The organism is Pseudomonas sp. AC239, from assembly GCF_979258545.1.
In genome coordinates, this window is sequence record NZ_OZ409864.1 from 2,534,197 (window position 1) to 2,557,830 (window position 23,634).

Below are 23,634 nucleotides of genomic sequence, written 5' to 3' on the forward strand. Positions count from 1 at the left end.
CCCCTTGCTGTGGCGGCAGGCACGCATGTGCCCCGCGCCAGCAAGTCCATAAGTGTCATTCACTCCTTGTCTGACCGTTTTTGAGCGGCAGGCTACAACCCGTAAGGAGCATTCATGCGTCATTACGAAATCATCTTTCTGGTCCACCCGGATCAGAGCGAGCAAGTCGGCGGCATGGTTGAGCGTTACACCAAGCTGATCGAAGAAGACGGCGGCAAAATCCACCGTCTGGAAGACTGGGGCCGTCGTCAACTGGCCTACGCAATCAACAATGTTCACAAGGCTCACTACGTGATGCTGAACGTTGAGTGCACTGGCAAGGCCCTGGCCGAGCTGGAAGACAACTTCCGCTACAACGATGCAGTGATCCGTAACCTGGTCATCCGTCGCGACGAAGCCGTTACCGGCCAGTCCGAGATGCTCAAGGCTGAAGAAAACCGCAGTGAGCGCCGTGAGCGTCGCGACCGTCCTGAGCACGAAGGCGCCGAAGGCACCGACAGTGATGACAGCGACAACAGCGATAACGCTGACGAGTAATCCACGGACCTTATTAAGGAGCCTATCAAATGGCACGTTTCTTCCGTCGTCGTAAATTCTGCCGCTTCACCGCTGAAGACGTGAAAGAGATCGACTACAAAGATCTCAACACTCTGAAAGCCTACGTATCCGAGACCGGCAAAATCGTTCCAAGCCGCATCACCGGTACCAAAGCTCGTTATCAGCGTCAGCTGGCCACCGCTATCAAGCGCGCCCGCTTCCTGGCCCTGCTGGCCTACACCGACAGCCACGGCCGCTGAGACCGGGTAGTCGACAAGTAGCAAAGGATTGAATGCATGCGCGCCTTAGCTGAGTTCATCATGCGAGGCCGAATGCAGGCCACTCTCGTGGTGGCCGGATGTGCAACATTGCCGTTGTTGTATTGGTTGGGTGCTGCCGCCGGGAGCCTTGTGCTGCTGCGGCGCGGATTGACGGACGCTCTTGGCGTTCTGTCGCTGGGACTGCTGCCGGCCTTGATCTGGTGGCTGTATGCCGACGACCCACGGGCACTTCTGGTGCTGCTGGGGTCTTCGGGGCTTGCGTTGGTTTTGCGCGCAAGCGAATCCTGGGTCCGCACGCTGCTGGTCAGCGTAGTGATCGGCGTGGTGTTTTCAGTGGTGCTCGGGGTCGCGTTTGCGGCCCAGATCGAGATGCTTGCACAGGCCCTCATAAAGGTCATGCCGGCGCTCCTCGGTGAGACTTACAAGCAATTGTCGGTCGATGAGCAAGCGCGTTTCGCGTCCCTGATTGCACCGGTCCTGACCGGACTGATTGCGGCCTTGTTGCAGATCGTCAGCGTGCTGAGCCTGATTGTCGGGCGGCATTGGCAGGCGTTGTTGTACAACCCGGGTGGTTTCGGTCGCGAGTTTCGCGCCATCCGCATCCCGCTGGGGCCGGCGATGTTACTGCTGGCGTTGATGCTTCTGGGCCCGAATCTCGGTGCACAGATGGCCATGTTGACGCCGTTGTGCAGTGTACCGCTGGTGTTCGCCGGGCTGGCCTTGATTCACGGGCTGGTCGGGCAGAAGCGACTGGCCGGTTTCTGGCTGGTGGGGTTGTACGTCACGCTGCTGTTGTTCATGCAGCTGATCTATCCGTTGCTCGTGGTTCTGGCCATTGTCGACAGCCTGATTGATTTTCGCGGTCGTCACGTGTCGAAAGACACCGACAGCGCGAACGGTGAAGGTTAAAAGTTAGAGGATTTTCACATGCAACTGATCCTTCTGGAAAAAATCGCCAACCTGGGCAACCTGGGCGACAAAGTAAACGTTAAGGCCGGTTACGGCCGTAACTACCTGCTGCCTTTCGGCAAGGCTACCGCTGCGACCGCTGCCAACCTGGCTGCGTTCGAAGAGCGTCGCGCCGAGCTGGAAAAAGCCGCCGCAGACCGTAAAGCATCGGCTGAAAGCCGTGCTGCCCAACTGGCCGAGCTGGAAGTGACCATCACTGCCACCGCTGGCGACGAAGGCAAGCTGTTCGGTTCGATCGGTACTCACGACATCGCTGACGCACTGACCGCCTCCGGCGTTGAAGTGCAGAAGAGCGAAGTTCGTCTGCCGAACGGCACCATCCGCAACGTGGGTGAATTCGACGTGGCCGTGCACCTGCACGCCGAAGTTGAAGCCACCGTACGCGTTGTCGTGGTAGCAGCTTAAGCAACACGGATCGGCTGGCGGCTTGTCCGTCAGGCGGTTAACATCGGGCACGATCCTGTTTACAGGTCGTGCCCTTTGTCTTTCTGAATTCCCTGCTTTTCACTAATACTCAAGTGGCCATGAACGATATCTCCGCTCCCGAGCAATACGATCTGCAAACCGCTGCCCTGAAGGTGCCGCCGCATTCCATCGAGGCTGAACAGGCTGTACTCGGTGGTCTGATGCTGGACAACAACGCCTGGGAACGCGTGCTCGATCAAGTCTCCGACGGCGATTTCTATCGACATGACCACCGCCTGATCTTCCGCGCGATCGCCAAGCTGGCCGATCAGAACTCGCCGATCGACGTCGTGACCCTTGCCGAACAACTCGACAAGGAAGGCCAGACGTCGCAAGTCGGCGGCCTCGGCTATCTTGGCGAACTGGCAAAAAACACCCCGTCCGTCGCCAACATCAAGGCCTATGCGCAGATCGTCCGCCAGCGCGCGACGTTGCGCCAACTGATCGGTATCAGCACCGAGATCGCCGACAGCGCCTTCAACCCCGAAGGCCGTACCGCTGAAGAGATTCTCGATGAAGCCGAACGCCAGATCTTCCAGATCGCCGAGGCGCGGCCGAAGACCGGCGGCCCGGTGGGCGTCAATGAGTTGCTGACCAAGGCCATCGACCGCATCGATACGTTGTTCAACACCGCCGACGCGATCACCGGCCTGTCCACCGGCTACACCGACCTCGACGAGAAGACCAGCGGCTTGCAACCGTCCGACCTGATCATCGTCGCGGGCCGTCCGTCGATGGGTAAAACCACTTTCGCGATGAACCTGGTGGAAAACGCCGTGTTGCGCAGCGAGAAAGCCGTACTGGTGTACTCCCTCGAGATGCCAGGCGAATCGCTGATCATGCGTATGCTTTCTTCGCTCGGTCGTATTGACCAGACCAAAGTGCGTTCCGGCCAACTGGAAGACGATGACTGGCCGCGCCTGACCTCGGCGGTCAACCTGCTCAATGATCGCAAGCTGTTCATCGATGACACCGCCGGCATCAGCCCCTCGGAAATGCGCGCGCGGACCCGGCGTCTGGTGCGTGAGCACGGCGAGGTCGGCCTGATCATGATCGACTACTTGCAGTTGATGCAGATCCCCGGTTCCAGCGGTGACAACCGCACCAACGAGATTTCAGAGATATCGCGATCCCTGAAAGCCCTGGCCAAGGAGTTCAATTGCCCGGTAGTTGCCCTGTCGCAGCTCAACCGCTCTCTCGAACAACGTCCCAACAAACGCCCGGTCAACTCCGACTTGCGGGAATCCGGAGCGATCGAGCAGGACGCCGACGTGATCATGTTCGTTTACCGTGACGAGGTGTATCACCCGGAAACCGAGCACAAGGGCATCGCCGAAATCATCATCGGCAAGCAGCGTAACGGCCCGATCGGTTTCATTCGTCTGGCGTTCATCGGCAAGTACACGCGCTTCGAAAACCTCGCTCCGGGCAGTTACAACTTCGACGACGACGAGTAAAAGGCTGGTCGAAATCTGTCGACCAGCACTCGCCTCATTCAGCTTGCACTTGTGCCGGCGGCTTCCTCCTCAATGCCGCTGGCCTTGTATTGCGCCAGTTCCTGGCGGCTCAGCGTTTCGATCAGGGCCGCTTCCTCGATCATCCACGCTGCCTGCATGGCTTTCGATTGTGTGTCGTAGTCGGCGAAGGGCAATTCGTTTGCCCTGAATAACTCGTCAAGGGCCGCCTGCCGTTCCTGAAACGGCTGGCGTTGGATTTCGAAAGATTCCTGATATTTATTGGTCAGGTATTTCTGCCAGAACTCCCTCGACAGCAATGCCTGAAACTCCTCGGCGGAGTTGTCTCGCGCAATGACGGTTTGATAAGCGCTTTCCAATTGTGCTTTGGAAACACCGGCCAGATGGGCGAACCCCATTTTTTCCGGTTGCCCGGGCAATTGCAGGCGGTCCTTCAGGCGGTGACGATAGAACAGCCTGATTTCGACCTCTTCCGGCACATGCGGCGATGGCAGTCTCGCAGCCTCTTGCGGGGTTCGGTCAGCAGCCATTTTCGCCTCGCGTTGGGCGATGTCCGCCGAGGCGATTTTGTCCACCTCATGCAAGCGGAACAATGCTCTGGACAGCTTGAACAGTTCCGGCCCCTGCGTCTTGTCACCGGCACGGCCCACAGCGTTGTGCATCATTGACAGGACTTCCAGGTTGGCAAAGGTAAACGCTGCCCGGTCACAGCAGGCCGCTTCGCCTGCGCGATCGAAGATTTCCTTGCGCAAGCGTTCGGACTGCGGTGTGTTTTCGGTGATGCTGTCGATCAGCCGCCAGACTCGCCCCTGAAGGGCTTGATGGCCGGTGGTGGTATCCAGCAGGCGTTCCAGTGTATTGAACAAACCGTGCGAGCGCGGCTGGTCGCGCAGGGTTTGCCATTGCAGCGTTCGGGTAACCACCTGATTGTCGGTGAGGCCTGCTGTCCAGCGGACTATTGGGTCAGCCGTAGTCAGGCGAAAGGGCTGCGGGCGCCTGTTGCTCGCTGTGTCGATAAGGTTTCTCGCGCCGGTCAACGGTGTTCCGGCGGCGGTGAGGCGGTTGTTGTAGCGGACCAAACGGGTGATCGTTGCCTCGGACAATGGGTTGTTCGAAATATCGGTGATGTTGTTGATGCGCACTGTGTTCGCCAATTGATCATTCGGCGGCGCGATGACGGCGTCGGGAATTTCCGTGATGCGGTTGCTGCTCAGCTCGATGGTGTCCAGCAGCGGCTGATGGACGAGGCCAGAGGGGAAAGTGTCGATACCTGTATCGGCCAGACTGATAGAGCGCAAGTCGACGATCTGGCTCAGATCCGGGACGATACCCAATTGCCGGTTTCCCTGCAGCTCCAACGCTCGCAAGGTGGTTCGGCTTGCCAGAACGCTGGCAGTGTCGGCGGTCAGGACAATCTGATTACTCTCTAGAGACAGTCGCGTCAGGCCATGCATTTCGCCAATAGCCGGGGGGAGTTCGCGCAGTTGATTTCGCCCCAGATCCAGCCAGCGTATGTGGCGAAAACGCGTCAGGAAACCTTCCGGCGAAGTGCTCAGGTTCATGTTTTTCAGTTTGAGCGAACCGACGTGACTGAAGTCGACATCAAGGTCCGGCAGGCTTGGCAGGCGCAGATCGCTGAGGTCCAGTTCCAGACCGATCGGGGTACCATCATTGGCGTGTCTTTGCGCTGTCTCCTGGCGCCAGCAACTGATGATCCGGCTGCTGGCGGTCACCCGGTCGGGGCGGGTCTGTGCGTTGAGCGCCAGTTGGTCGGCGCGAATGTACCCGCCCAGATTGCCCCCGCCGGAAAAAACCCAATCGTCGAGCTGACGTTTCAGTACCTTGAGTTCCCGTTCAAGGCTGCGCACTTTGATCGGCGCGGCGTCCGCGTCAAGGCTCCACAAGTATTCTCTGCACTGCTTCATGTTCTTGTGCGGAAACAGCCGGTGATAACGCTGCGCAAGGGAGTTGTCGCTATCGAAGTGGCGGTTGTGCAGCAGCTCGGGGGCGACGTGGCTGACGCGTTTCCAGAAGTCATCGAACTTCTTGCCGTAATTGGCGGGGAAGCGGTTGCCAGTGAGTTGCGTCGCGGCGTTGACCCGCGCGATCGTCGATAACCGTTCCGCAGGCGGATCGAGGAAGGTCGGCGGCACCTCCTGCAAGCGGTTGTTGCTCAGATCCAGATCGATCAGATCGGTCTTGTTCTGCAATCCACTCGGCCACTGCTCGATGCCCGTGTTGCTGAGCAGTACTTGCCTCAGCCTGGACAGCCCGCTGAAGTCAGGCGTCGAACCGAGGGCCGGATTGTTGCTCAGGTCGATCACCTCAAGCTCGCTTCTGGCACTGAGTATTGCTGCGCTGTCCTCAGTCAATTGCAGACGATTGCTGGCCAGATCCAGGTGCACCAGGTCATGCATGGCGGCGATGGGTGCGGGCAGAGTTTCCAGCCCGCAGTGGTTGATGGCCAGACGCTCGAGGCCAGGGAACGCGGACAGGAAGGCATCGGCATCGCCCGTCCACGTGGCAGCGTTGATAAGCAGCGTTTTGACATGACTGAAGTCGGCGCTGAGCGGCGGCAGTGACGCTTTGGTCAAGGGCAGCCTCAGCGTGTCCCTCGAGTCCAGCCAACAGGCTTTGATGAGGTCGGCGACACGGCGCGGCTGGATTATGTCCGGTGTGTCTGCCGCAAAAGAACCGGGCTGGCCGCCGTCGACATAGGTCTCAAGCTGGGATTCCAGCGAGTTCAGCGCTGCGACTCGCCGTGCCAGTTGCGCTTTGCCTTCGTCATTCAAAGTGAGGAGAAAGGCCCGCAACTGCTGAGCATTCTTGTCCGGGTAAACCCGCTTCACGTCCGGGGCTTCCGGCATGTCACTGGGGAGTCTGAATGCATCGGTCAGAGCGCTGTTGCCCAGCTCCGGCTGTTCGATCGCCACCCGTTGCCAAAAGGCTTCGAGTTTCGTCCAGTAGCCAGGCGGGAACGGATTGCCTTCAAGCAGGGTGACGCTGTTGATACGGGCGAGCGCTTCAAACTGATCGGCTGGCGGATTGAGGTTCGCCTCCGGGACCGCGCTCAAACGGTTGTTGCGCAAATCCAGATGCATCAGCCGGGTCTGGCTGTGCAGGCCCGCTGGCCACTGAACCAGCTGCGCGTCGCTCAGGTTCAGCGTCTTTAGCTGAGTCATAGCGGAAAAGTCCGGCGAGTCGCCCAACGGGTTGCCGGACAGGTCCAGGTCCTTGAGTGCGCCCAATGCGCTCAGTTGCGCAGTTGACGCTTCGTTGAGAACGATACGGTTCGCACTCAGATTGAGGCTTTTCAGGTTAACCATCTGCGCAAGCGCAGCAGGCAGCTTTTCCAGTGTCGAGCCGCTCAGATGCAGACTTTCCAGGCCAGAAAAGTTGCCGAGCAAAGTACTCGCGGCGTCTGACCAGTCGACCGATTGCAGCGTCAGGTGCCGAACATGGCTGAAGTCCGCCTGCAGCGCCGGCAGTGTGCCGTTGCCGGCATCGAGCCACAGAATGGCGCCGCTCTGGTGGCGCCAGCAGCGTTTGAGGCTTTGCGCGATCTGCTGCGCATGCACCGGTGAAGTGCCCGGCGGCGCTGCGTTGGCGGATTGTCGCAGCCAGGCATCAAGCTCGGTTTTGAGGGATTTGTAAGCGTTCTCGCGCTGGGTCAGACCGCCAGAAACGTCATTGCCCAAGGACTCGATGTAACGGCCGATTTCCTCATCGGTGTGGTCCGGAAACAATTTTCGCGCCCGCGATTGCGGGTTGCGCAAGCGGTTCAGGGTCTGCGACAGCCGCTCGCGCATGCTCGAACGTGCCGGCACGTTGGCGCCGTCGCCGCGCATCATTCCACCGGCGCCAGCCACGCTGATGCCAACCCAGCCGTGGATGGCGTCGAACACAATCGGTTCCGAACGGCCGGGACGCGTCGCGACATAAAGGTTGGCGCTGTCGCTGGCGACGGGGTCACCGCTGCGTACGATGCGCATTACGCTGGCCACTGGCGTCGAGGCGTCCGGGTCGTGCAGCACTTGATAGGCATGGTTTTCGATCAGCGCATACAGTTTGCCGTCAAAGCGGTGGAGCCCATCGCTGCCGGGTTCGGCGTGATGGAACGCAAGCGTTGTGCGAAACGCTGCCAGCCGGGTATCGCTGAGCGGGAAGGTGATTGGTTCGAAATTTTCCAGCGGATGCCACAGTCCGCTGTCTGGATCGCGCAGCAGAAACGGGCCGGAGAGTCTCTGTTCACTGGCCAATCTGGCCCGGAACAGGCCAGTCTCAGCGTCCTTGCCGACCTGCACAATCCCGACATCGACCACGTCTGCGTATTGGCGTCCTTTGAATATGCGCAAGCCATCGACGTTGACTGCCGGCAAACCGGCAGCGGCCGTGACTCGGTAATGCTCCAGCGGCATACCGACAGCGCGCGGTGCTTCGTTCGGCGCTGTCGATGGATGCACGGTAATGGTGGGCGCCGGAGTGATTACATCGAGGTCTGCGTCGCCTGCGGGTTGATGGGCGCGTGACGGCAGGCCGATGCTGTCAAAGCCCGGTCGCAGTGTCGTATCAGGGCGCAGCGTAGTCACATCCGGCGTCGGTGTCGGGCGAATGTGGGTATTGTTGCCTTTAGGCGGCGGTTTTATTGGCATGGATAACTTCCCTGTGTATTTGCCGGCAACGGCCGAAGCTGGCAGTTGCTGGTCGGTTCGGCGTCATTGCCGGTTTGGTTGTATCAAAGGGGCGCCACGGCGGCGTCGCTGGCGAGCGCGAAAATCCTGTTCGCGGTCTTGCCATCGAAGGTCTGGCGCCAGATGGCAGTATGGGGCAGGCCGGCCTGCTCGTCGCGACGTTGAGACTCGATGCCGCGTCTGCTCTGTTCCAGCGTTTTCAGGTGGCTGCCTTTGATGGTGAAACTCAGCGGCTCGCTGTCCTGCCGGTCGTAATGGAAATGCGCTTCCCACAGCGGCGCATTGTCCGTCCGGTCACGGATCGAGTAGACGTCGAGAAACGACTTGCTCTTGCCTTTGCCCAGCTGTTTGCGCACCACCGTTCTGCGCACGCTGAGCTCAGCGTGATCGATCAGCCAGTTCAGGCGCAGGATGTCCAGCACCTGCTTGTTCTTGTACATGCGCACCAGCACACCTTTCCCTTGCGCGGACAACGTCTCGGCGGCGCCTTGCAGGCGCTCGATCAAGCCTTTGACCTCAGCATCCTCTTCAGCTTTTTCGAGGTTCTGCAGCTGTCTTGCCTGTTCCTTGAGCTTGTCGCTGGGTTTGCCCAGATCCTCGACAATATTCGTCGGATTGTCTTCTCGTGCTTCCCGGGCTCTGGCCTCGGCGCTGTGTGTTTCGACGTCCGCCAACAGGCGCTTGGCCTCGGCAATCAGTTGCGGTTTCGGTGTCCTGGCAAGCGGTGGACGAACCGGCAGCCACTCCCCGTGGCGCTGCTCATAGCGCTCGGCCGGGCCATCGGGCTGCAACGGGTTGGCGACCTTGATGACGATGCTGCCGTCCGCCGCGGTTTCGGTGTCGCCTATCAAAATTCTCGAGGTGCCGTGGCGACGGGTGCGAAATACTTTTCGGGTAGTGGGCGGCGGGGTTGTCTCGCTGTCGCTTGGCTGGGGCGGCAGGAAACTGAAATCGATGTTCTGGTCCAGACCTGGCAGCTCGGTATTGCGATCGAAGGTCGCATAGAGCTCGTTCAGTCGAGTCTCTATACGGGTGTCAATCGGTTCGATCAGCGCGATGATTTCCCGCGCGTATTCGGCTTTGCTGCCGTCTGTTGACAGCTGTGATGCGAAACGGCTTTTGTCGCTTCGCAGTTGGTCAAGGGTAAGCATCAACACCAAGGGCTGCGCGCGTTCCGGGACGTTCTGCAGCTCGCCTGTGATCAGGCCGATGGAAGCCAGCGAGGGCATCGTCGTGTGGGGTGGATACGTTGGCGTGTCTGCAAACAGGTGGACGTAAAGCAGCAGTTTGTTGAAGTTGATGCGCTCGGCCGAAGGCACTTCCTGGCCGAGTTCGACAAGTATCGGTGCCGCTCCGGGCGAGGCTTTCCTGACCTGTTCCATGACGCCCTGACGGTCTTCCAGCAGCTTCAGTTTCTTGTTCAAGTGCGTGATCATCTTTGTACAGTTGTCCGCACTCGGCGTCGTGAACAGCGGAGCGACGCGAAAGTCCATCACGGCCATGAGCCGGTTCAGATAACGCACGCGATCCAGGCGGAACGTGTGCAGCTCTTCCTTGTAGGCCCCGCCGGCTTTCAGATGGATCATCCAGTCCTTGTTGTCGACGATGGACTGGACGAAATCCGTCTGCTTCTTTATGTGCTTGAGCAGATGGACTTCCACGGCGACCAAGGCAGCGGTTCTCCCTGCGCTACCTTCCGCTTGCGCACGCGCTTCACTCCAGAGATCGTCGTAGCGGGTAGCGGAATCGACCAGTTCCTGGTGCGCCGCGGCGATGGGCGCATAGCGTTGCAACAAGAGCGCCCGGTTGGCTTGTGCCGTCTCACGGCGGCGCATGCCGCCGACCAGGCCTGGAGAAACCAGCACCCAGGCGTTTTGTGCATTGCGCGTGATGGCCCGGGATTCGCCGCTGCGGCTGGCGTGGTAAACGTTTTCACTGTCGCTGGCCACCGGATCCCTGGCCCTGACGATGCGCCAGACCTTTTGTGCGGGCGTCGACGCCTGCGCATCGAACAGCGCTTGATAGGCGTGGTTGTGGATGACCATGTAGCGTTTGCCATCGTGGCGAAACAAACCGTCAATGTCGGGTTCGCTGGTGCTGAAGTCCAGGTCCATACGAAACGCTCGCAGGCTGGCATCGGTAAGAGGGGCGGTAATGATTTCGTCGGCATCGTTTGGCCGCCAGAATCCGCTATCGACCTCGCGAACCAGGACCGGGCCGGAAGGTTTCGATTCGCTTGCCAGGTGAGCCCGGTACAGTCCGGTGTCAGCGTCTTTGGCGACCTGCACAATTCCGACGTCCACCACGTCGACATATTGGCGGCCTTTGTGAACTCTGAAGCCTTCGATATTGGCTGCCGGCAAGCTGGCAGCGGCCATCACCCGATAATGCTCCAGCGGTAGAACGGCTGCGGGTGGTGTTTCGTTCGGCGATGTCGAAGGGTGCACGGTAACGGTGGGAGCCTGGATGATTGCGTCGTGGTCGTTGCTGCCTGTTGTCCTGGCCGGTCGGAATTGCGGATCGATCGAGGCTGCAGTTTCGAAGCCTGGCCGTACTGATATGCCGGGTCGGAGATCAGCTGAGTCCACTGCGATATCCGGCCGCTGATGCACCTGTGCGGTAATCGTTCTTTTTGGCGGTGTTCTGATTGGCATGTCTTACGTTCCTTGTAAAGTTTGCCAGCAGCTGTCCGATGCTGCTGGTGCTCATGGCGCCATGGCCTGAGGGGGATTGCGAAGTGGTGGGTCGGATTCGTTACTGGCGAACGGCGCATCGATTATTTCTCGGTCGGGCGGTACTACGCCGGCCGAGGAACAGCCATTACATAACGCGATCGGTGGTGGTCGCTGCCAGGTCGAAAATTCTTTGTGCGGTGCGTCCGTCCAGGTAATGGCGCCAGACGGCCACGTGCTGTCGCCCCGCAAGTTCTTCCCTGCGCTGCGACATACTGCCCCTGGCGCTTTGTTCGAGGGTTTTCAGGTGGGCGCCGCGTACGTTGAAGTTCAGCGCCGGGGTGTCTGGCGCACGATAGTGAAAATGTGCCTCCCAGAGAGGCTCGCGGGTTTGCGCATCCGTTAGCGAGTAAATGTCGAGATATTCCCTGTCCTTGCCTTTGCCTCGTTTCAGTCGGGACTTGCTTTTCAGCGCACTGACATGACCTCTGTCGATCAGATAAATCAACCGGTCGGCGCTGAGAAAATCTTTGTTCTTGTAAATTCGGATGCGAATGTCTTCGCCTACGGCCTGCAGACCCTGGCTCTTCTCTCTCAGGCGTTGGATCAACGCCACGGCATCGGCATTGCTGTCTGCAAACCGCTCAATTTGCCGCGCAGTTTCATCCAGCACTTTGGCTTTCTGTTCAAGCGTCTCGACAATGTTGTCCGGGTTGATTTTTTCCCGCTCTTCCCGGAGGGCGTTTGCAACGTGCGAGTCGGCCCCCAGCAGCAGTTGATCGGCTTCTGCGCACAGGGCCGGCAAGGCTTTTTCCTGCGTCGTCAGCGTCTGCGCCGGATGCCATTCGCCGTCTCTGCGCTCATAGGTTTGTACGGGATGCGTTGGATCAAGGAGGTTGCCGACATCAATCACTTCTTCTCCGTCCGGGGTCCGGCGTGACTCGCCGACATTGACCTGGTAGAGGCCATGTCTCTTCGCCCGAAACAGTCGCCAGGTTTTGGCTGCGTTACCGCTTCGGTCTTGCGGTGGAATAAAGTCGAAGTCGATCGATTGGTCGTGCGCTGGCTGCGCTGAGCCGTCTGCATGTTCGTGGTAGATACGATTCAGGCGAGTTTCCAGAGTGTGTTCAAACGCGTTGATTTCTGCGTTGATGTCATTGCGTGAGGTGACGTGTTCGGGGCCGGCAGGCAGGTCAAGCCGGTCGTACCAGTCGCGCAGCGCTGCGCATTGTTGAGAAAGATCACTCAGTACAGCCGGGTGCAGGGTGTCCGGAATTTTGCCGAGTGCCCCGTAGACGAAGGTTACCTGGCCAAACCGGATCGCCAGCTCGGAGGCTTGAGGGGCGCTGCCGGTCGATTGGGGGTTGTCCAGCAATATGCTCTTGGTGAAGACCCACGAGGCAACGACGTCATGGGGGCCCGTCGCTGAAAGAGTGCCGGCGTTTAATTCTTCTGGCGAGACCTTCCACTTTTTCACCAGATCGTCGGCAATGAGCTGGCGCTTTTTCAGGTGTTTCAGCATGTTGGTGAGGAAATGGACGGTTCGCGGCAGTTTGTCCGGGGCGAGGTCAAGTAACGGGCCCTCCAGCGCGCGGCGGGTCAGGCCGCATTCGACGAGATACTGATAGGCGAGCATTTGTCCTTTTTGCAGCGCAATCACTGTGTTTCTGTAGTCATCTTTCTTGATGAACTCCCTTATGACGGTTTTGTTGTCCTTGTAGTACTTCAACGCGTTGCCAAGACTCTGCAGCTCTCGAAGACTGTGGAGTTCGAGCTGACCAAGTGCGATTCGTTCGTCTTTAACCATTTGAGCGTGTTCACCCTCCGCTTCCTTCGCCGTCATCCATGCGGTGATCAGGTCTTGACGAGTTTCTTCATTTTTCTTCATTCGCTGGTTTATACGCTCGACTCCGGCCGCCACCGTTATGCGCTCGATTACCACACTTGCAGGTTCTGCCACGGGTTTCGGCATGCCTGCGGCACCGTACACAACGGTACCTTGCCAACCGTGACCGGGATCGAAAACGATGGGCTGCGAAGTGCCAGGGCGCGAAGCCACGTAGCGGTTGCCCGCGTGAGTAGCGACCGGGTCCCCAGGGCGAACGATGCGCATCACCGCTCTGTTCGGCGACGAGGCATCGAGGTCATGCAGGACCTGATAGGCGTGTTGCTCTATCGAAGCGTAGACCTTGCCATTGAAGCGATGGAGTCCATCGTTGCCTGGATCGACCGTGCTGAAATCCAGATCGGTGTGATACGGCTTCAGGCGCGCGGTTGATAGCGGGTAGGTCAACGGCACCGAGCGTTCAACGGGGTGCCAGAGCAAACTCTCGGCGTCGCGCTGTAAAAATGGTCCCGAGGGATCCAGTTCGCTGTGCAATTTCGCACGATGGAGGCCGCTGGCGGGGTCCAGTCCGATCAGGACGCTACCGCCCGGTACTTCAGCGTACTGACGCCCATTGAAGTGCGTAATACCTTGGATGTCGGGCTCCGGGAGCACGACCAGCGAAGTGATGAAATAATCGCTCAATGGACGTTCGGGCAGGACACGGGGGCGCGCTGGAGTAGCCGTTGAACTGACCGATGTTCGCGCTGGCATCGAAGTAATTACGGTATGAACTGCATTGAGGTTTTTTCGCGTCGTTACCGAAGGCGTGTGATTGAGGTGGGGGTGCGTCAGCCCGCCTTCGAATGCAGGTCGGGGAAAGGGACGGAACACCGGGTCGCTGAGTCGCGGAACATGGACTGTTGCTGTTGTTGTGACTCTGATAGGCGGTTTGACGGGCATTGCATGGCATCCTTTTACGTTTCACGCCTCGCTTTCCTTGATGGAGGGCGACGGTGCTCGGCTTCCTTGCCGTTTTTTGCGTGGTGCGCTCATTTGAACGCGTAAGTCTTGCGGAGTTGGCTGTCGGGCGACGTCATGGAGAAACCGACCACCGTCGTCGGAATTGGTCAAAATTTGTGCTATATTCCGCGCCCGCGATTTTTCACTTCAACACCGGTCGTCGACATGCAAGCAGCCAAGCCGTTATTTGACTATCCAAAATATTGGGCCGAATGTTTCGGGCCAGCGCCATTCCTGCCGATGAGCAGGGAGGAGATGGATCAGCTTGGCTGGGATTCGTGCGACATCATCATTGTTACCGGTGATGCCTACGTCGATCATCCGTCGTTCGGCATGGCGATCATCGGCCGGCTGCTGGAGTCGCAAGGCTTCCGCGTCGGGATCATCGCGCAGCCGAACTGGCAGTCCAAAGACGACTTCATGAAGCTTGGCGAGCCGAACCTGTTCTTCGGCGTCGCAGCGGGCAACATGGACTCGATGATCAACCGCTACACCGCGGACAAGAAAATCCGTTCCGACGACGCCTACACGCCCGGCGGCATGGCCGGCAAGCGTCCGGACCGCGCGAGTCTCGTCTACAGCCAGCGCTGCAAGGAAGCCTACAAGCACGTGCCGATCGTACTCGGCGGCATCGAAGCTTCGCTGCGCCGCATCGCCCATTACGACTACTGGCAGGACCGGGTGCGCAACTCGATCCTGATCGACGCCAGCGCCGACATCCTCCTGTACGGCAACGCCGAGCGGGCCATCGTTGAGGTCGCCCAGCGTCTGTCCTACGGGCACAAGATCGAAGACATCACCGATGTGCGCGGCACTGCGTTCATTCGTCGTGACACCCCGCAGGGCTGGTACGAAGTCGATTCCACGCGCATCGACCGTCCGGGCAAGGTCGACAAGATCATCAACCCGTACGTCAACACCCAGGACACTCAGGCCTGCGCCATCGAGCAAGAGAAAGGCCCGGTTGAGGACCCGCAGGAAGCCAAGGTCGTGCAGATCCTGGCCAGCCCGCGCATGACTCGCGACAAGACGGTGATCCGTCTGCCGTCGATGGAAAAAGTCCGCAACGACCCGGTTCTCTATGCCCATGCCAACCGCGTGCTGCACCTGGAAACCAACCCGGGCAACGCCCGCGCGCTGGTGCAGAAGCACGGCGAGATCGACGTCTGGTTCAACCCGCCGCCGATTCCGATGACCACTGAAGAAATGGACTACGTGTTCGGCATGCCTTACGCCCGTGTGCCGCACCCGGCGTACGGCAAGGAGAAGATCCCGGCGTACGACATGATCCGTTTCTCGGTGAACATCATGCGTGGCTGCTTTGGTGGCTGCACCTTCTGCTCGATCACCGAGCACGAAGGCCGGATCATCCAGAACCGTTCCGAAGAGTCGATCATTCGCGAAATCGAAGAGATCCGTGACAAGGTCCCAGGCTTCACCGGGGTCATTTCCGACCTCGGCGGCCCGACTGCGAACATGTACCGCATCGCCTGCAAGAGCCCGGAAATCGAATCCGCGTGCCGCAAGCCGTCCTGCGTGTTCCCCGGCATCTGCCCGAACCTGAACACCGACCACTCGTCGCTGATCCAGCTGTATCGCAGCGCCCGTGCATTGCCGGGTGTGAAGAAGATTCTGATCGCCTCCGGGCTGCGTTACGACCTCGCCGTCGAGTCGCCGGAGTACGTCAAGGAGCTGGTGACCCACCACGTCGGCGGTTACCTGAAGATCGCCCCGGAGCACACCGAGGAAGGTCCGCTCAATCAGATGATGAAACCGGGCATCGGCAGCTATGACAAGTTCAAGCGCATGTTCGAGAAGTACACCAAGGAAGCGGGCAAGGAGCAGTACCTGATTCCGTACTTCATTGCCGCCCACCCGGGCACCACCGACGAAGACATGATGAACCTCGCTCTGTGGCTCAAGGGCAATGGCTTCCGCGCCGACCAGGTGCAGGCGTTCTACCCGTCGCCGATGGCCACCGCCACGGCGATGTACCACTCGGGCAAGAACCCGCTGCGCAAGGTGACGTACAAGAGCGACGGCGTGACCATCGTCAAGAGCGAAGATCAGCGTCGTCTGCACAAGGCGTTCTTGCGTTATCACGACCCGAAAGGCTGGCCGATGCTGCGTGAGGCGCTGATCCGCATGGGCCGTGGCGACTTGATCGGCCCGGGCAAGGATCAACTGATCCCGGCCCATCAGCCGGCCACCGACAGCTATCAGAGCGCCCGTCGCAAGAACTCGACGCCGGCCGGCAGCCACAAGGTCGCCAAAGAGAAGACCACCAAGATTCTCACCCAGCACACCGGTTTGCCGCCGCGTGCCAGTGATGGCGGTAATCCGTGGGACAAGCGTGAACAGGCCAAGGCTGCGGCATTCGCTCGCAACCAGCAGGCGGCCAAGGAGCGCAAGGATGCGGCCAAAGGCAAAGGCCCGAAGCCGACGCGCAAGCCGGTCGTGCCGCGCTAAACACGGCTTGAGCTGAACAGAACGCCAACCTTCGGGTTGGCGTTTTGCTGATCATTCCCACGCTCTGCGTGGGAATGCCTCTCGGGACGCTCCGCGTTCCAGCCGTTACTCGCAGTATTGTCCAACATGGTTATGATGCGGAGCGTCACGGGCTGCATTCCCACGCAGAGCGTGGGAGCCATCAATAAGGTGTGTTGAGGCAACTGGCCTCTTCGCGAGCAGGCTCGCTCCCACAGGGGAACGCATTCCACTTGTGGGAGCGAGCCTGCTCGCGAAAGCGTCCGATCAAACACCGCATGAATCAGCGTCCGCAACATTTGCGTGCAACTGAGTCCAAGCATTTCCTCGCATCGCCCGGTTTTGGTGCTGTACTGCCTTGAGCATTTCGCGAAAGCGCGCAAGCCTGTGCATGGCATAAGTCTTGCGCGCTTTCCCATACGCCCAAGGCTCGCAGGAGGCACGCCGTGTCGATTCATGTCGCATTGCATCACGTCACGCATTATCGCTACGACCGCGCTGTCGAACTCGGCCCGCAGATCGTCCGCCTGCGCCCGGCACCCCATAGCCGCACGCGAATTCTTTCCTATGCGCTGAAAGTCTCGCCCGAGCAGCATTTCATCAACTGGCAGCAGGACCCCCAGGGTAATTACCTGGCACGTCTGGTGTTCCCCGAAAAGACCGCAGAGCTGCGCATCGAAGTCGATCTGGTAGCGGAAATGGCGGTGTTCAATCCGTTCGATTTCTTTCTCGAACCGTACGCCGAGCGAATCCCGTTCAGCTACGCCGCCGATGAGCGCAAGGAGCTGGCGCCGTACCTCGAAACCCTGCCGCTGACCCCAACGTTCAAGGCTTACCTGGGCAGCATCGACCGCACGCCGCTGCCGGCGGTGGATTTTCTGGTGGCGCTCAATCAGCGCCTCAGCGAAGACATCGGCTACCTGATCCGCATGGAGCCCGGCGTGCAGACTCCGGAGCACACACTGCAACACGCCTCCGGTTCCTGCCGTGATTCGGCATGGTTGCTGGTGCAGCTGTTGCGTAATCTCGGTCTGGCGGCGCGGTTTGTTTCCGGCTACCTGATTCAACTGACCGCCGACGTGAAAAGCCTCGACGGCCCGTCGGGCACCGAAGTCGACTTCACCGATCTGCACGCCTGGTGCGAGGTGTATTTGCCGGGTGCCGGCTGGATTGGCCTTGATGCGACGTCCGGGTTGTTCGCCGGGGAAGGGCATATTCCGTTGGCGTGCAGTCCCGATCCGTCCTCGGCGGCGCCGATCAGTGGTCTGGTCGAACCTTGCGAGACACAGTTCAGCCACGAAATGTCGGTCGAGCGAATCTGGGAAGCGCCACGTGTCACCAAGCCCTACACCGATGAACAGTGGCGGGCGATCCAGGCGCTGGGGCGGCAGATCGATGCCGATCTGCTCGCAGGCGATGTGCGCCTGACCATGGGCGGCGAGCCGACCTTCGTTTCCATCGACGACCCGGACGGCGCCGAATGGAACACCGCCGCGCTGGGGCCGGACAAGCGTCGGCTGTCCGCCGAACTGTTCCAACGCATGCGCAAGCAATACGCGCCGCAGGGGCTGGTGCATTTCGGTCAGGGCAAGTGGTATCCCGGCGAGCAGTTGCCGCGCTGGTCGCTCAATTGTTACTGGCGCCGCGACGGTCAGCCGATCTGGCACAACGACGCGTTGATCGCCGACGAGCAGCAGGACTATGGCGCCGACGGCGAACTGGCCGGACGCTTTCTCGCCAGCGTCGCCGAGCGCCTGAAGTTGCCGGCACGCTTCGTCTTCCCGGCTTACGAGGATCATCTCTATTACCTCTGGCGCGAGGGCGCGTTGCCCGGCAACGTCTGCGCCGAAGATTCGCGTCTGGAAGAGCCATTGGAGCGCGCGCGATTGCGCAAGGTCTTCAGTCAGGGCCTGAACAAGGTGATCGGCCAGGTGCTGCCGCTGGCGCGCACGGCCAAGGGCGATCAATGGCAGAGCGGGCGTTGGTATCTACGCGATGAGCACTGTCGCTTGGTGCCCGGGGATTCGCCGCTGGGTTATCGCTTGCCGCTGGCGTCGCAGCCGTGGGTGAAAGCGGCGGAATATCCGTTCATCCATCCCAACGATCCGAATCAGGACTTCGCTGAACTGCCGGATCCTGCGCAGCTTGGTGTTCACGGCGAACCTGCTGCGCTGGATGAGCGCGTGCCGAAAATCGATGAGTCCGCCGACTGGCTGACCCGCACCGCATTCTGCGCCGAAGCCCGCGAAGGGCGGCTGTATCTGTTCATGCCGCCGCTGGAGCGGGTCGAGGATTATCTGGAACTGGTCGCGGCCATTGAGGCCACCGCCGAAGAACTGCACTGCCCGGTACTGCTGGAAGGCTATGAACCGCCGAGTGATCCGCGCCTGAGCAATTTCCGTGTCACTCCGGACCCGGGTGTGATCGAGGTCAACGTGCAGCCATCGGCGAGCTGGGACGAGTTGGTCGAGCGCACCGAGTTTCTCTACGAGCAGGCGCGGCAAACCCGCCTGACCACCGAGAAGTTCATGATCGACGGGCGCCACACCGGCACCGGCGGCGGCAACCATTTCGTCCTTGGCGGCGCGACACCGGCGGACTCACCGTTTCTGCGGCGGCCGGATCTGTTGCGCAGCCTGATCAGCTACTGGCATAACCATCCTTCGCTGTCGTACCTGTTTTCCGGCCTCTTCATTGGCCCGACGTCCCAGGCGCCACGGGTCGACGAGGCGCGTAACGATGCCTTGTATGAACTGGAAATCGCTTTCGCGCAGATGCCGGAACCGGGCGAGGAATGTGCACCGTGGCTGGTCGATCGCCTGCTGCGCAATCTGCTGATCGACGTCACCGGCAATACCCATCGCGCCGAATTCTGCATCGACAAACTGTATTCACCGGACGGCGCCACCGGGCGTCTCGGCTTGCTGGAACTGCGCGCTTTTGAAATGCCGCCGCATGCGCGCATGAGTCTGGCTCAGCAGTTGCTGCTGCGGGCGCTGGTCGCGCGCTTTTGGCGCGAGCCTTATGCGCCGGCGAAACTGGCACGTTGGGGCACCGAGCTGCACGATCGCTTTTTGCTGCCGCACTTTATCGAAGAGGATTTCGCCGACGTCATCGTCGAACTCAACAACGCCGGCTATCCGTTGCGTGCGGAGTGGTTCGCGGCGCATCTGGAGTTTCGTTTTCCCAAGGTCGGCGACTACGCCGTCAATGGCATCGAGCTGGAGCTGCGTCAGGCGCTCGAACCCTGGCACGTGCTGGGCGAGGAGGGCTCGGCGGGCGGCACGGTGCGCTACGTCGATTCATCGCTGGAGCGCTTGCAGGTCAAGCTCAACGGCTTGCCGCCACAGCGCTATCTGCTGACTTGCAATGGCGTCGCGGTGCCGTTGCACCCGACCGGGCGCGTGGGCGAGTTTGTCGCCGGCGTGCGCTTTCGGGCCTGGCAACCAGCCAACTGTCTGCAGCCGACCATACCGGTGCACGCGCCGTTGGTGTTCGACCTGCTCGATACCTGGATGGGGCGTTCGCTGGGTGGTTGCCAGTACCACGTCGCCCATCCCGGTGGGCGCAATTACGAGACCTTGCCGGTCAATGCCAACGAAGCGGAAAGTCGGCGGATGGCGCGGTTTTTCCGCCTCGGACACACGCCGGGGAAACTTCCCGTACCCAAAGTAGAAATCAATGACGAGCTACCGATGACCATCGACCTGCGCCGTTACTAGAGCCTACGCAACACGCGGATTTTTCGTCTATCCGCGTGTCATGTGCCTGCGTTAGTCTGACCGTTCCCTGCTGTCTGCCGAGCTTTCCATGCCTGACCTGTTAGACCGCTACCCGCTGACTGCGGGCACCTATCACGAACTGCTCGACAGCAGCGGCGCGGTGCGCTCGCATTGGCAGCGCCTGTTCGATCAGTTGCAGCGCAGCAGTCCAGCGCAACTGGTGCAGCGTCAGGCCTTGCTGGCGCGGCAGATTCAGGAAAACGGCGTCACCTACAACGTCTATGCCGATCCCAAGGGCGCTGACCGGCCGTGGGAGCTGGATCTGCTGCCCCATGTGATTGCGGCAGATGAGTGGCAGCAATTGTCCGCCGGCATCGCTCAGCGTGCGCGCTTGCTCAATGCAGTGCTGGCGGATCTGTACGGTCCGCAGCGGTTGATCAGCGAAGGCCTGCTGCCCGCCGAGCTGGTATTCGGGCACAACAATTTTCTCTGGCCCTGTCAGGGCATTGCCCCGCCCGAGTCAGCCTTTTTGCATCTGTATGCCGTGGATCTGGCGCGCACGCCGGATGGTCGCTGGTGGGTCACTGCCGATCGCACCCAGGCGCCGTCCGGGGCCGGCTATGCGCTGGAAAACCGCACCATCGTCTCCCGCGCCTTTCCCGATTTGTACCGCGATCTGAAGGTTCAGCATCTGGCCGGTTTCTTCCGCACTTTGCAGGAAACATTGGCCCGTCAGGCACCGCAGGGCGATGACGCACCGCTGGTGGTGCTGCTGACCCCAGGGCGTTTCAACGAAAGTTATTTCGAGCACCTGTATCTGGCCCGTCAGCTCGGCTATCCGCTGGTCGAGGGCGGCGATCTGACAGTGCGCAATGTCACCGTTTACCTGAAAACCCTCAGTGGCCTGCGCCGGGTGCACGCGATCATGCGCCGCCTCGACGATGATTTCTGCGACCCGCTGGAACTGCGTACCGACTCGGCGCTCGGCGTCCCCGGTCTGCTGGAGGCAGTGCGTCAGGGGCGGGTGCTGGTGGCCAATGCGCTAGGCAGCGGCGTGCTGGAATCGCCGGGCCTGCTGGGATTTCTGCCGAAGATCAATCAGTTCCTGTTCGGCGAAGAACTGATCCTGCCGTCGATCGCCACCTGGTGGTGCGGTGAAGCGCCGGTGCTGGCGCAGGCGCTGGAAAAGCTCCCGGAGTTGTTGATCAAACCGGCGTTCCCGTCGCAGAGCTTCGCCCCGGTGTTCGGCCGTGATTTGAGTGACAGTCAGCGCCTCGAGCTGGCGCAGCGTATGCAGGCACGGCCTTATGCCTACGTCGCGCAAGAGCTTGCGCAACTGTCGCAGGCGCCGGTCTGGCAAGCCGAGGACGGTCATCTGCAACCCCGCGCGATCGGCATGCGCATGTATGCGGTGGCCAGCCACGATGGCTACCGCGTGTTGCCGGGCGGTCTGACCCGAGTGGCGGCCGAGGCTGATGCCGAAGTGGTGTCGATGCAGCGCGGCGGGGCGAGCAAGGACACCTGGGTGCTCAGCGACCGTGCGCCGAGTGGTGAGCAGTGGAAGGCGCAGCGCAATGTCGGCGTGCACGATCTGGTGCGGCGCGATCCTTACCTGCCATCGCGGGTAGTAGAGAATCTGTTCTGGTTCGGCCGCTACTGCGAACGCTGCGACGACAGCGCGCGGCTGCTGCGCATCATGCTCACGCGTTACGTCGATGGCGATGATCCGCAGGCGCTGCAAGCAGCGGTCGATCTCGGCGAGCGGCTGGCGCTGTTGCCGGATGAGGGCGAACTGCCGGAGCGCCTGCTCGCGGCGTTGCTCGGCGAGGACTGGTCGTTCAGCCTGCGTTCCAATTTGCAGCGTTTGCAGTGGGCTGCATCGCAGGTGCGCGGCAAGCTGTCCCGGGAAAACTGGCAGGCGCTGGTCGAATTGCAGCGCGAGGCGCTCGAGCTGGAAGTCGATGAACCGGACTTCGGCGAACTGCTGGATTTTCTCAATCGTCTTGTGATGTCGCTGGCGGCGCTGTCGGGGTTTGCCCTGGATGACATGACCCGCGATGAAGGCTGGCGGTTTCTGATGATCGGCCGCCGCATCGAACGCCTGCAATTTCTCAGCAGCAGTCTGGCGGCGTTTCTGCGCGGTGCGGGTGCGTTCGATCAGGCGGGGCTGGAATGGTTGCTGGAACTGGGCAACAGCAGTATCACCTATCGCTCGCGCTATCTGGCGGTGGCGCAACTGATTCCGGTGCTGGATTTGCTGCTGCTGGATGAGCAGAACCCCCACGCGGTGCTGTTTCAGCTGAAACTGGTCACCCGCACGCTGAAACGCCTGAACGACGATTTCGCCGCGCCTCGGGAAACCGCGCTGCCGCAACTGGTCGAGCGCCTGTCGCGGTTTGATCTCGGTTGTCTGGAGAATCCGCTGTTCGGCAAATCCAGCGTACGTGCCGCACTCGAGGGTCTGGCCGATCTGTTGCAGGACATCGCCGAAGCCAGCGGCCAGGTTTCGGATCGTCTGGCGTTGCGCCATTTCGCTCATGTCGATGATGTCAGCCAGCGTACGGTGTCCGTGTGATGAGCGCTCACTATCAGATCTTTCACGACACCTGTTATCACTACGACAGCCCGGTCTCCCTCGCGCAGCAACTGGCGCACTTGTGGCCGCGCGAATGCAGCTGGCAGCGCTGCACCGAGCAGCAGTTGCTGATCAGTCCCGAGCCGACCATGCGCCGTGATGAGCTGGATGTATTCGGCAATCCGTTGACGCGTCTGGCATTTGAACGGCCCCATGACCAATTGCAGGTCGACGCCCGGCTGACGGTCGAGGTGCTGGCGCGGCCGGCGCTGGATTTCAACCAGTCGCCAGCGTGGGAGCAGACCCGCGATGCGCTGACTTACAGCAGTCAGCCGTTGTCCACCGACTTGCTCGAAGCCTGTCGCTACCGGTTCCAGTCGCCTTATGTGCATTTGAAGCGCAGCTTCGTCGAGTTCTCGCAAAGCTGTTTTCCGCCAGGGCGACCGTTGTTGCTCGGGGTGCAGGCGCTGATGCAGAAGATCTTCAGCGAATTCACCTTCGATGCCGAAGCCACCCAGGTGGCGACGCCGCTGGTGGAGGTGCTGGAGCGTCGGCGCGGCGTGTGTCAGGACTTCGCTCATCTGATGCTGGCCTGTGTGCGCTCGCGCGGTCTGGCGGCGCGTTATGTCAGCGGCTACCTGCTCACTCAGCCGCCGCCGGGGCAGCCACGCCTGATCGGCGCCGACGCCTCGCATGCGTGGGTATCGGTATTCTGTCCGGTATCGGGCTGGGTGGATTTCGATCCAACCAACAATGTGCGGCCGGCACTGGGACACATCACGCTGGCGTGGGGAAGGGATTTCTCCGATGTGTCGCCGTTGCGGGGGGTGATTCTCGGTGGCGGTAATCATGACCCGGAAGTGCGGGTTACGGTGATGCCGCAGAATTGATGAGTTTTCAAATGTGGGAGCG

General features: G+C 60.6%; 12 protein-coding genes. 9 read left to right on the plus strand and 3 right to left on the minus strand.

Going from position 1 to position 23,634, the window contains the following annotated elements; all coding sequences use genetic code 11:
- Positions 1-114: 114 nt before the first annotated feature.
- From rpsF to dnaB, 5 genes are all read left to right on the plus strand, one after another.
- Positions 115-537, plus strand: a complete 423-nt coding sequence (rpsF, locus tag ACZ0AZ_RS11590) for a 30S ribosomal protein S6 (protein WP_016771938.1) — start codon at positions 115-117, stop codon at positions 535-537.
- Positions 538-566: 29 nt separating this feature from the next.
- On the plus strand, positions 567-797 hold the full coding sequence (gene rpsR / locus ACZ0AZ_RS11595) for a 30S ribosomal protein S18 (RefSeq protein WP_002551829.1): 231 nt from the start codon (positions 567-569) through the stop codon (positions 795-797).
- A 36-nt stretch (positions 798-833) separates the two neighbouring features.
- Positions 834-1,727, plus strand: coding sequence for a hypothetical protein (locus tag ACZ0AZ_RS11600; protein WP_016771937.1), 894 nt, complete (start codon positions 834-836; stop codon positions 1,725-1,727).
- Positions 1,728-1,745: 18 nt separating this feature from the next.
- Positions 1,746-2,192, plus strand: coding sequence for a 50S ribosomal protein L9 (rplI, locus tag ACZ0AZ_RS11605; RefSeq protein ID WP_003221136.1), 447 nt, complete (start codon positions 1,746-1,748; stop codon positions 2,190-2,192).
- A gap of 119 nt (positions 2,193-2,311) precedes the next feature.
- Entirely contained in the window at positions 2,312-3,709 is a 1,398-nt protein-coding gene (gene dnaB / locus ACZ0AZ_RS11610; protein ID WP_039756905.1) for a replicative DNA helicase, read from the plus strand.
- Positions 3,710-3,747: 38 nt separating this feature from the next.
- Here the strand turns inward: dnaB and ACZ0AZ_RS11615 are convergent, their stop codons facing one another.
- The 3 genes from ACZ0AZ_RS11615 to ACZ0AZ_RS11625 all read right to left on the minus strand — a co-directional run bounded on the left by ACZ0AZ_RS11615 (position 3,748) and on the right by ACZ0AZ_RS11625 (position 13,878).
- Positions 3,748-8,379 carry an NEL-type E3 ubiquitin ligase domain-containing protein gene (locus ACZ0AZ_RS11615; RefSeq protein WP_463570873.1) on the minus strand — a complete coding sequence of 1,544 codons (4,632 nt, stop codon included), beginning with the start codon at positions 8,377-8,379 and terminating at the stop codon, positions 3,748-3,750.
- 83 nt (positions 8,380-8,462) lie between these two features.
- Entirely contained in the window at positions 8,463-11,072 is a 2,610-nt protein-coding gene (locus tag ACZ0AZ_RS11620; RefSeq protein WP_463537406.1) for a hypothetical protein, read from the minus strand.
- 166 nt (positions 11,073-11,238) lie between these two features.
- Positions 11,239-13,878, minus strand: coding sequence for a hypothetical protein (locus ACZ0AZ_RS11625; protein ID WP_463537407.1), 2,640 nt, complete (start codon positions 13,876-13,878; stop codon positions 11,239-11,241).
- Between the two features lie 225 nt (positions 13,879-14,103).
- Here ACZ0AZ_RS11625 and ACZ0AZ_RS11630 point away from each other — a divergent pair, with 225 nt between their 5' ends.
- From ACZ0AZ_RS11630 to ACZ0AZ_RS11645, 4 genes are all read left to right on the plus strand, one after another.
- On the plus strand, positions 14,104-16,407 hold the full coding sequence (locus ACZ0AZ_RS11630) for a YgiQ family radical SAM protein (protein WP_463537408.1): 2,304 nt from the start codon (positions 14,104-14,106) through the stop codon (positions 16,405-16,407).
- A gap of 464 nt (positions 16,408-16,871) precedes the next feature.
- Positions 16,872-20,147: a transglutaminase family protein gene (locus ACZ0AZ_RS11635; protein WP_463537409.1), complete on the plus strand. Its 3,276-nt coding sequence runs from the start codon at positions 16,872-16,874 to the stop codon at positions 20,145-20,147.
- An 88-nt stretch (positions 20,148-20,235) separates the two neighbouring features.
- Positions 20,236-22,722 (plus strand): circularly permuted type 2 ATP-grasp protein, encoded by a 2,487-nt coding sequence (locus tag ACZ0AZ_RS11640; protein WP_463537410.1) that lies wholly within the window; start codon positions 20,236-20,238, stop codon positions 22,720-22,722.
- Positions 22,722-23,612, plus strand: coding sequence for a transglutaminase family protein (locus ACZ0AZ_RS11645; protein ID WP_463537411.1), 891 nt, complete (start codon positions 22,722-22,724; stop codon positions 23,610-23,612). The genes ACZ0AZ_RS11640 and ACZ0AZ_RS11645 overlap by 1 nt, the downstream gene beginning before the upstream one ends.
- The last annotated feature ends 22 nt before the right edge of the window (positions 23,613-23,634 follow it).

Bases quoted from the DNA above. Each gene is read 5' to 3' on its own strand.
- rpsF (WP_016771938.1), top strand. From the start codon at position 115: ATGCGTCATTACGAAATCATCTTTCTGGTCCACCCGGATCAGAGCGAG.
- rpsR (WP_002551829.1), top strand. From the start codon at position 567: ATGGCACGTTTCTTCCGTCGTCGTAAATTCTGCCGCTTCACCGCTGAA.
- ACZ0AZ_RS11600 (WP_016771937.1), top strand. From the start codon at position 834: ATGCGCGCCTTAGCTGAGTTCATCATGCGAGGCCGAATGCAGGCCACT.
- rplI (WP_003221136.1), top strand. From the start codon at position 1,746: ATGCAACTGATCCTTCTGGAAAAAATCGCCAACCTGGGCAACCTGGGC.
- dnaB (WP_039756905.1), top strand. From the start codon at position 2,312: ATGAACGATATCTCCGCTCCCGAGCAATACGATCTGCAAACCGCTGCC.
- ACZ0AZ_RS11615 (WP_463570873.1), bottom strand. From the start codon at position 8,379: ATGCCAATAAAACCGCCGCCTAAAGGCAACAATACCCACATTCGCCCG.
- ACZ0AZ_RS11620 (WP_463537406.1), bottom strand. From the start codon at position 11,072: ATGCCAATCAGAACACCGCCAAAAAGAACGATTACCGCACAGGTGCAT.
- ACZ0AZ_RS11625 (WP_463537407.1), bottom strand. From the start codon at position 13,878: ATGCCCGTCAAACCGCCTATCAGAGTCACAACAACAGCAACAGTCCAT.
- ACZ0AZ_RS11630 (WP_463537408.1), top strand. From the start codon at position 14,104: ATGCAAGCAGCCAAGCCGTTATTTGACTATCCAAAATATTGGGCCGAA.
- ACZ0AZ_RS11640 (WP_463537410.1), top strand. From the start codon at position 20,236: ATGCCTGACCTGTTAGACCGCTACCCGCTGACTGCGGGCACCTATCAC.
- ACZ0AZ_RS11645 (WP_463537411.1), top strand. From the start codon at position 22,722: ATGAGCGCTCACTATCAGATCTTTCACGACACCTGTTATCACTACGAC.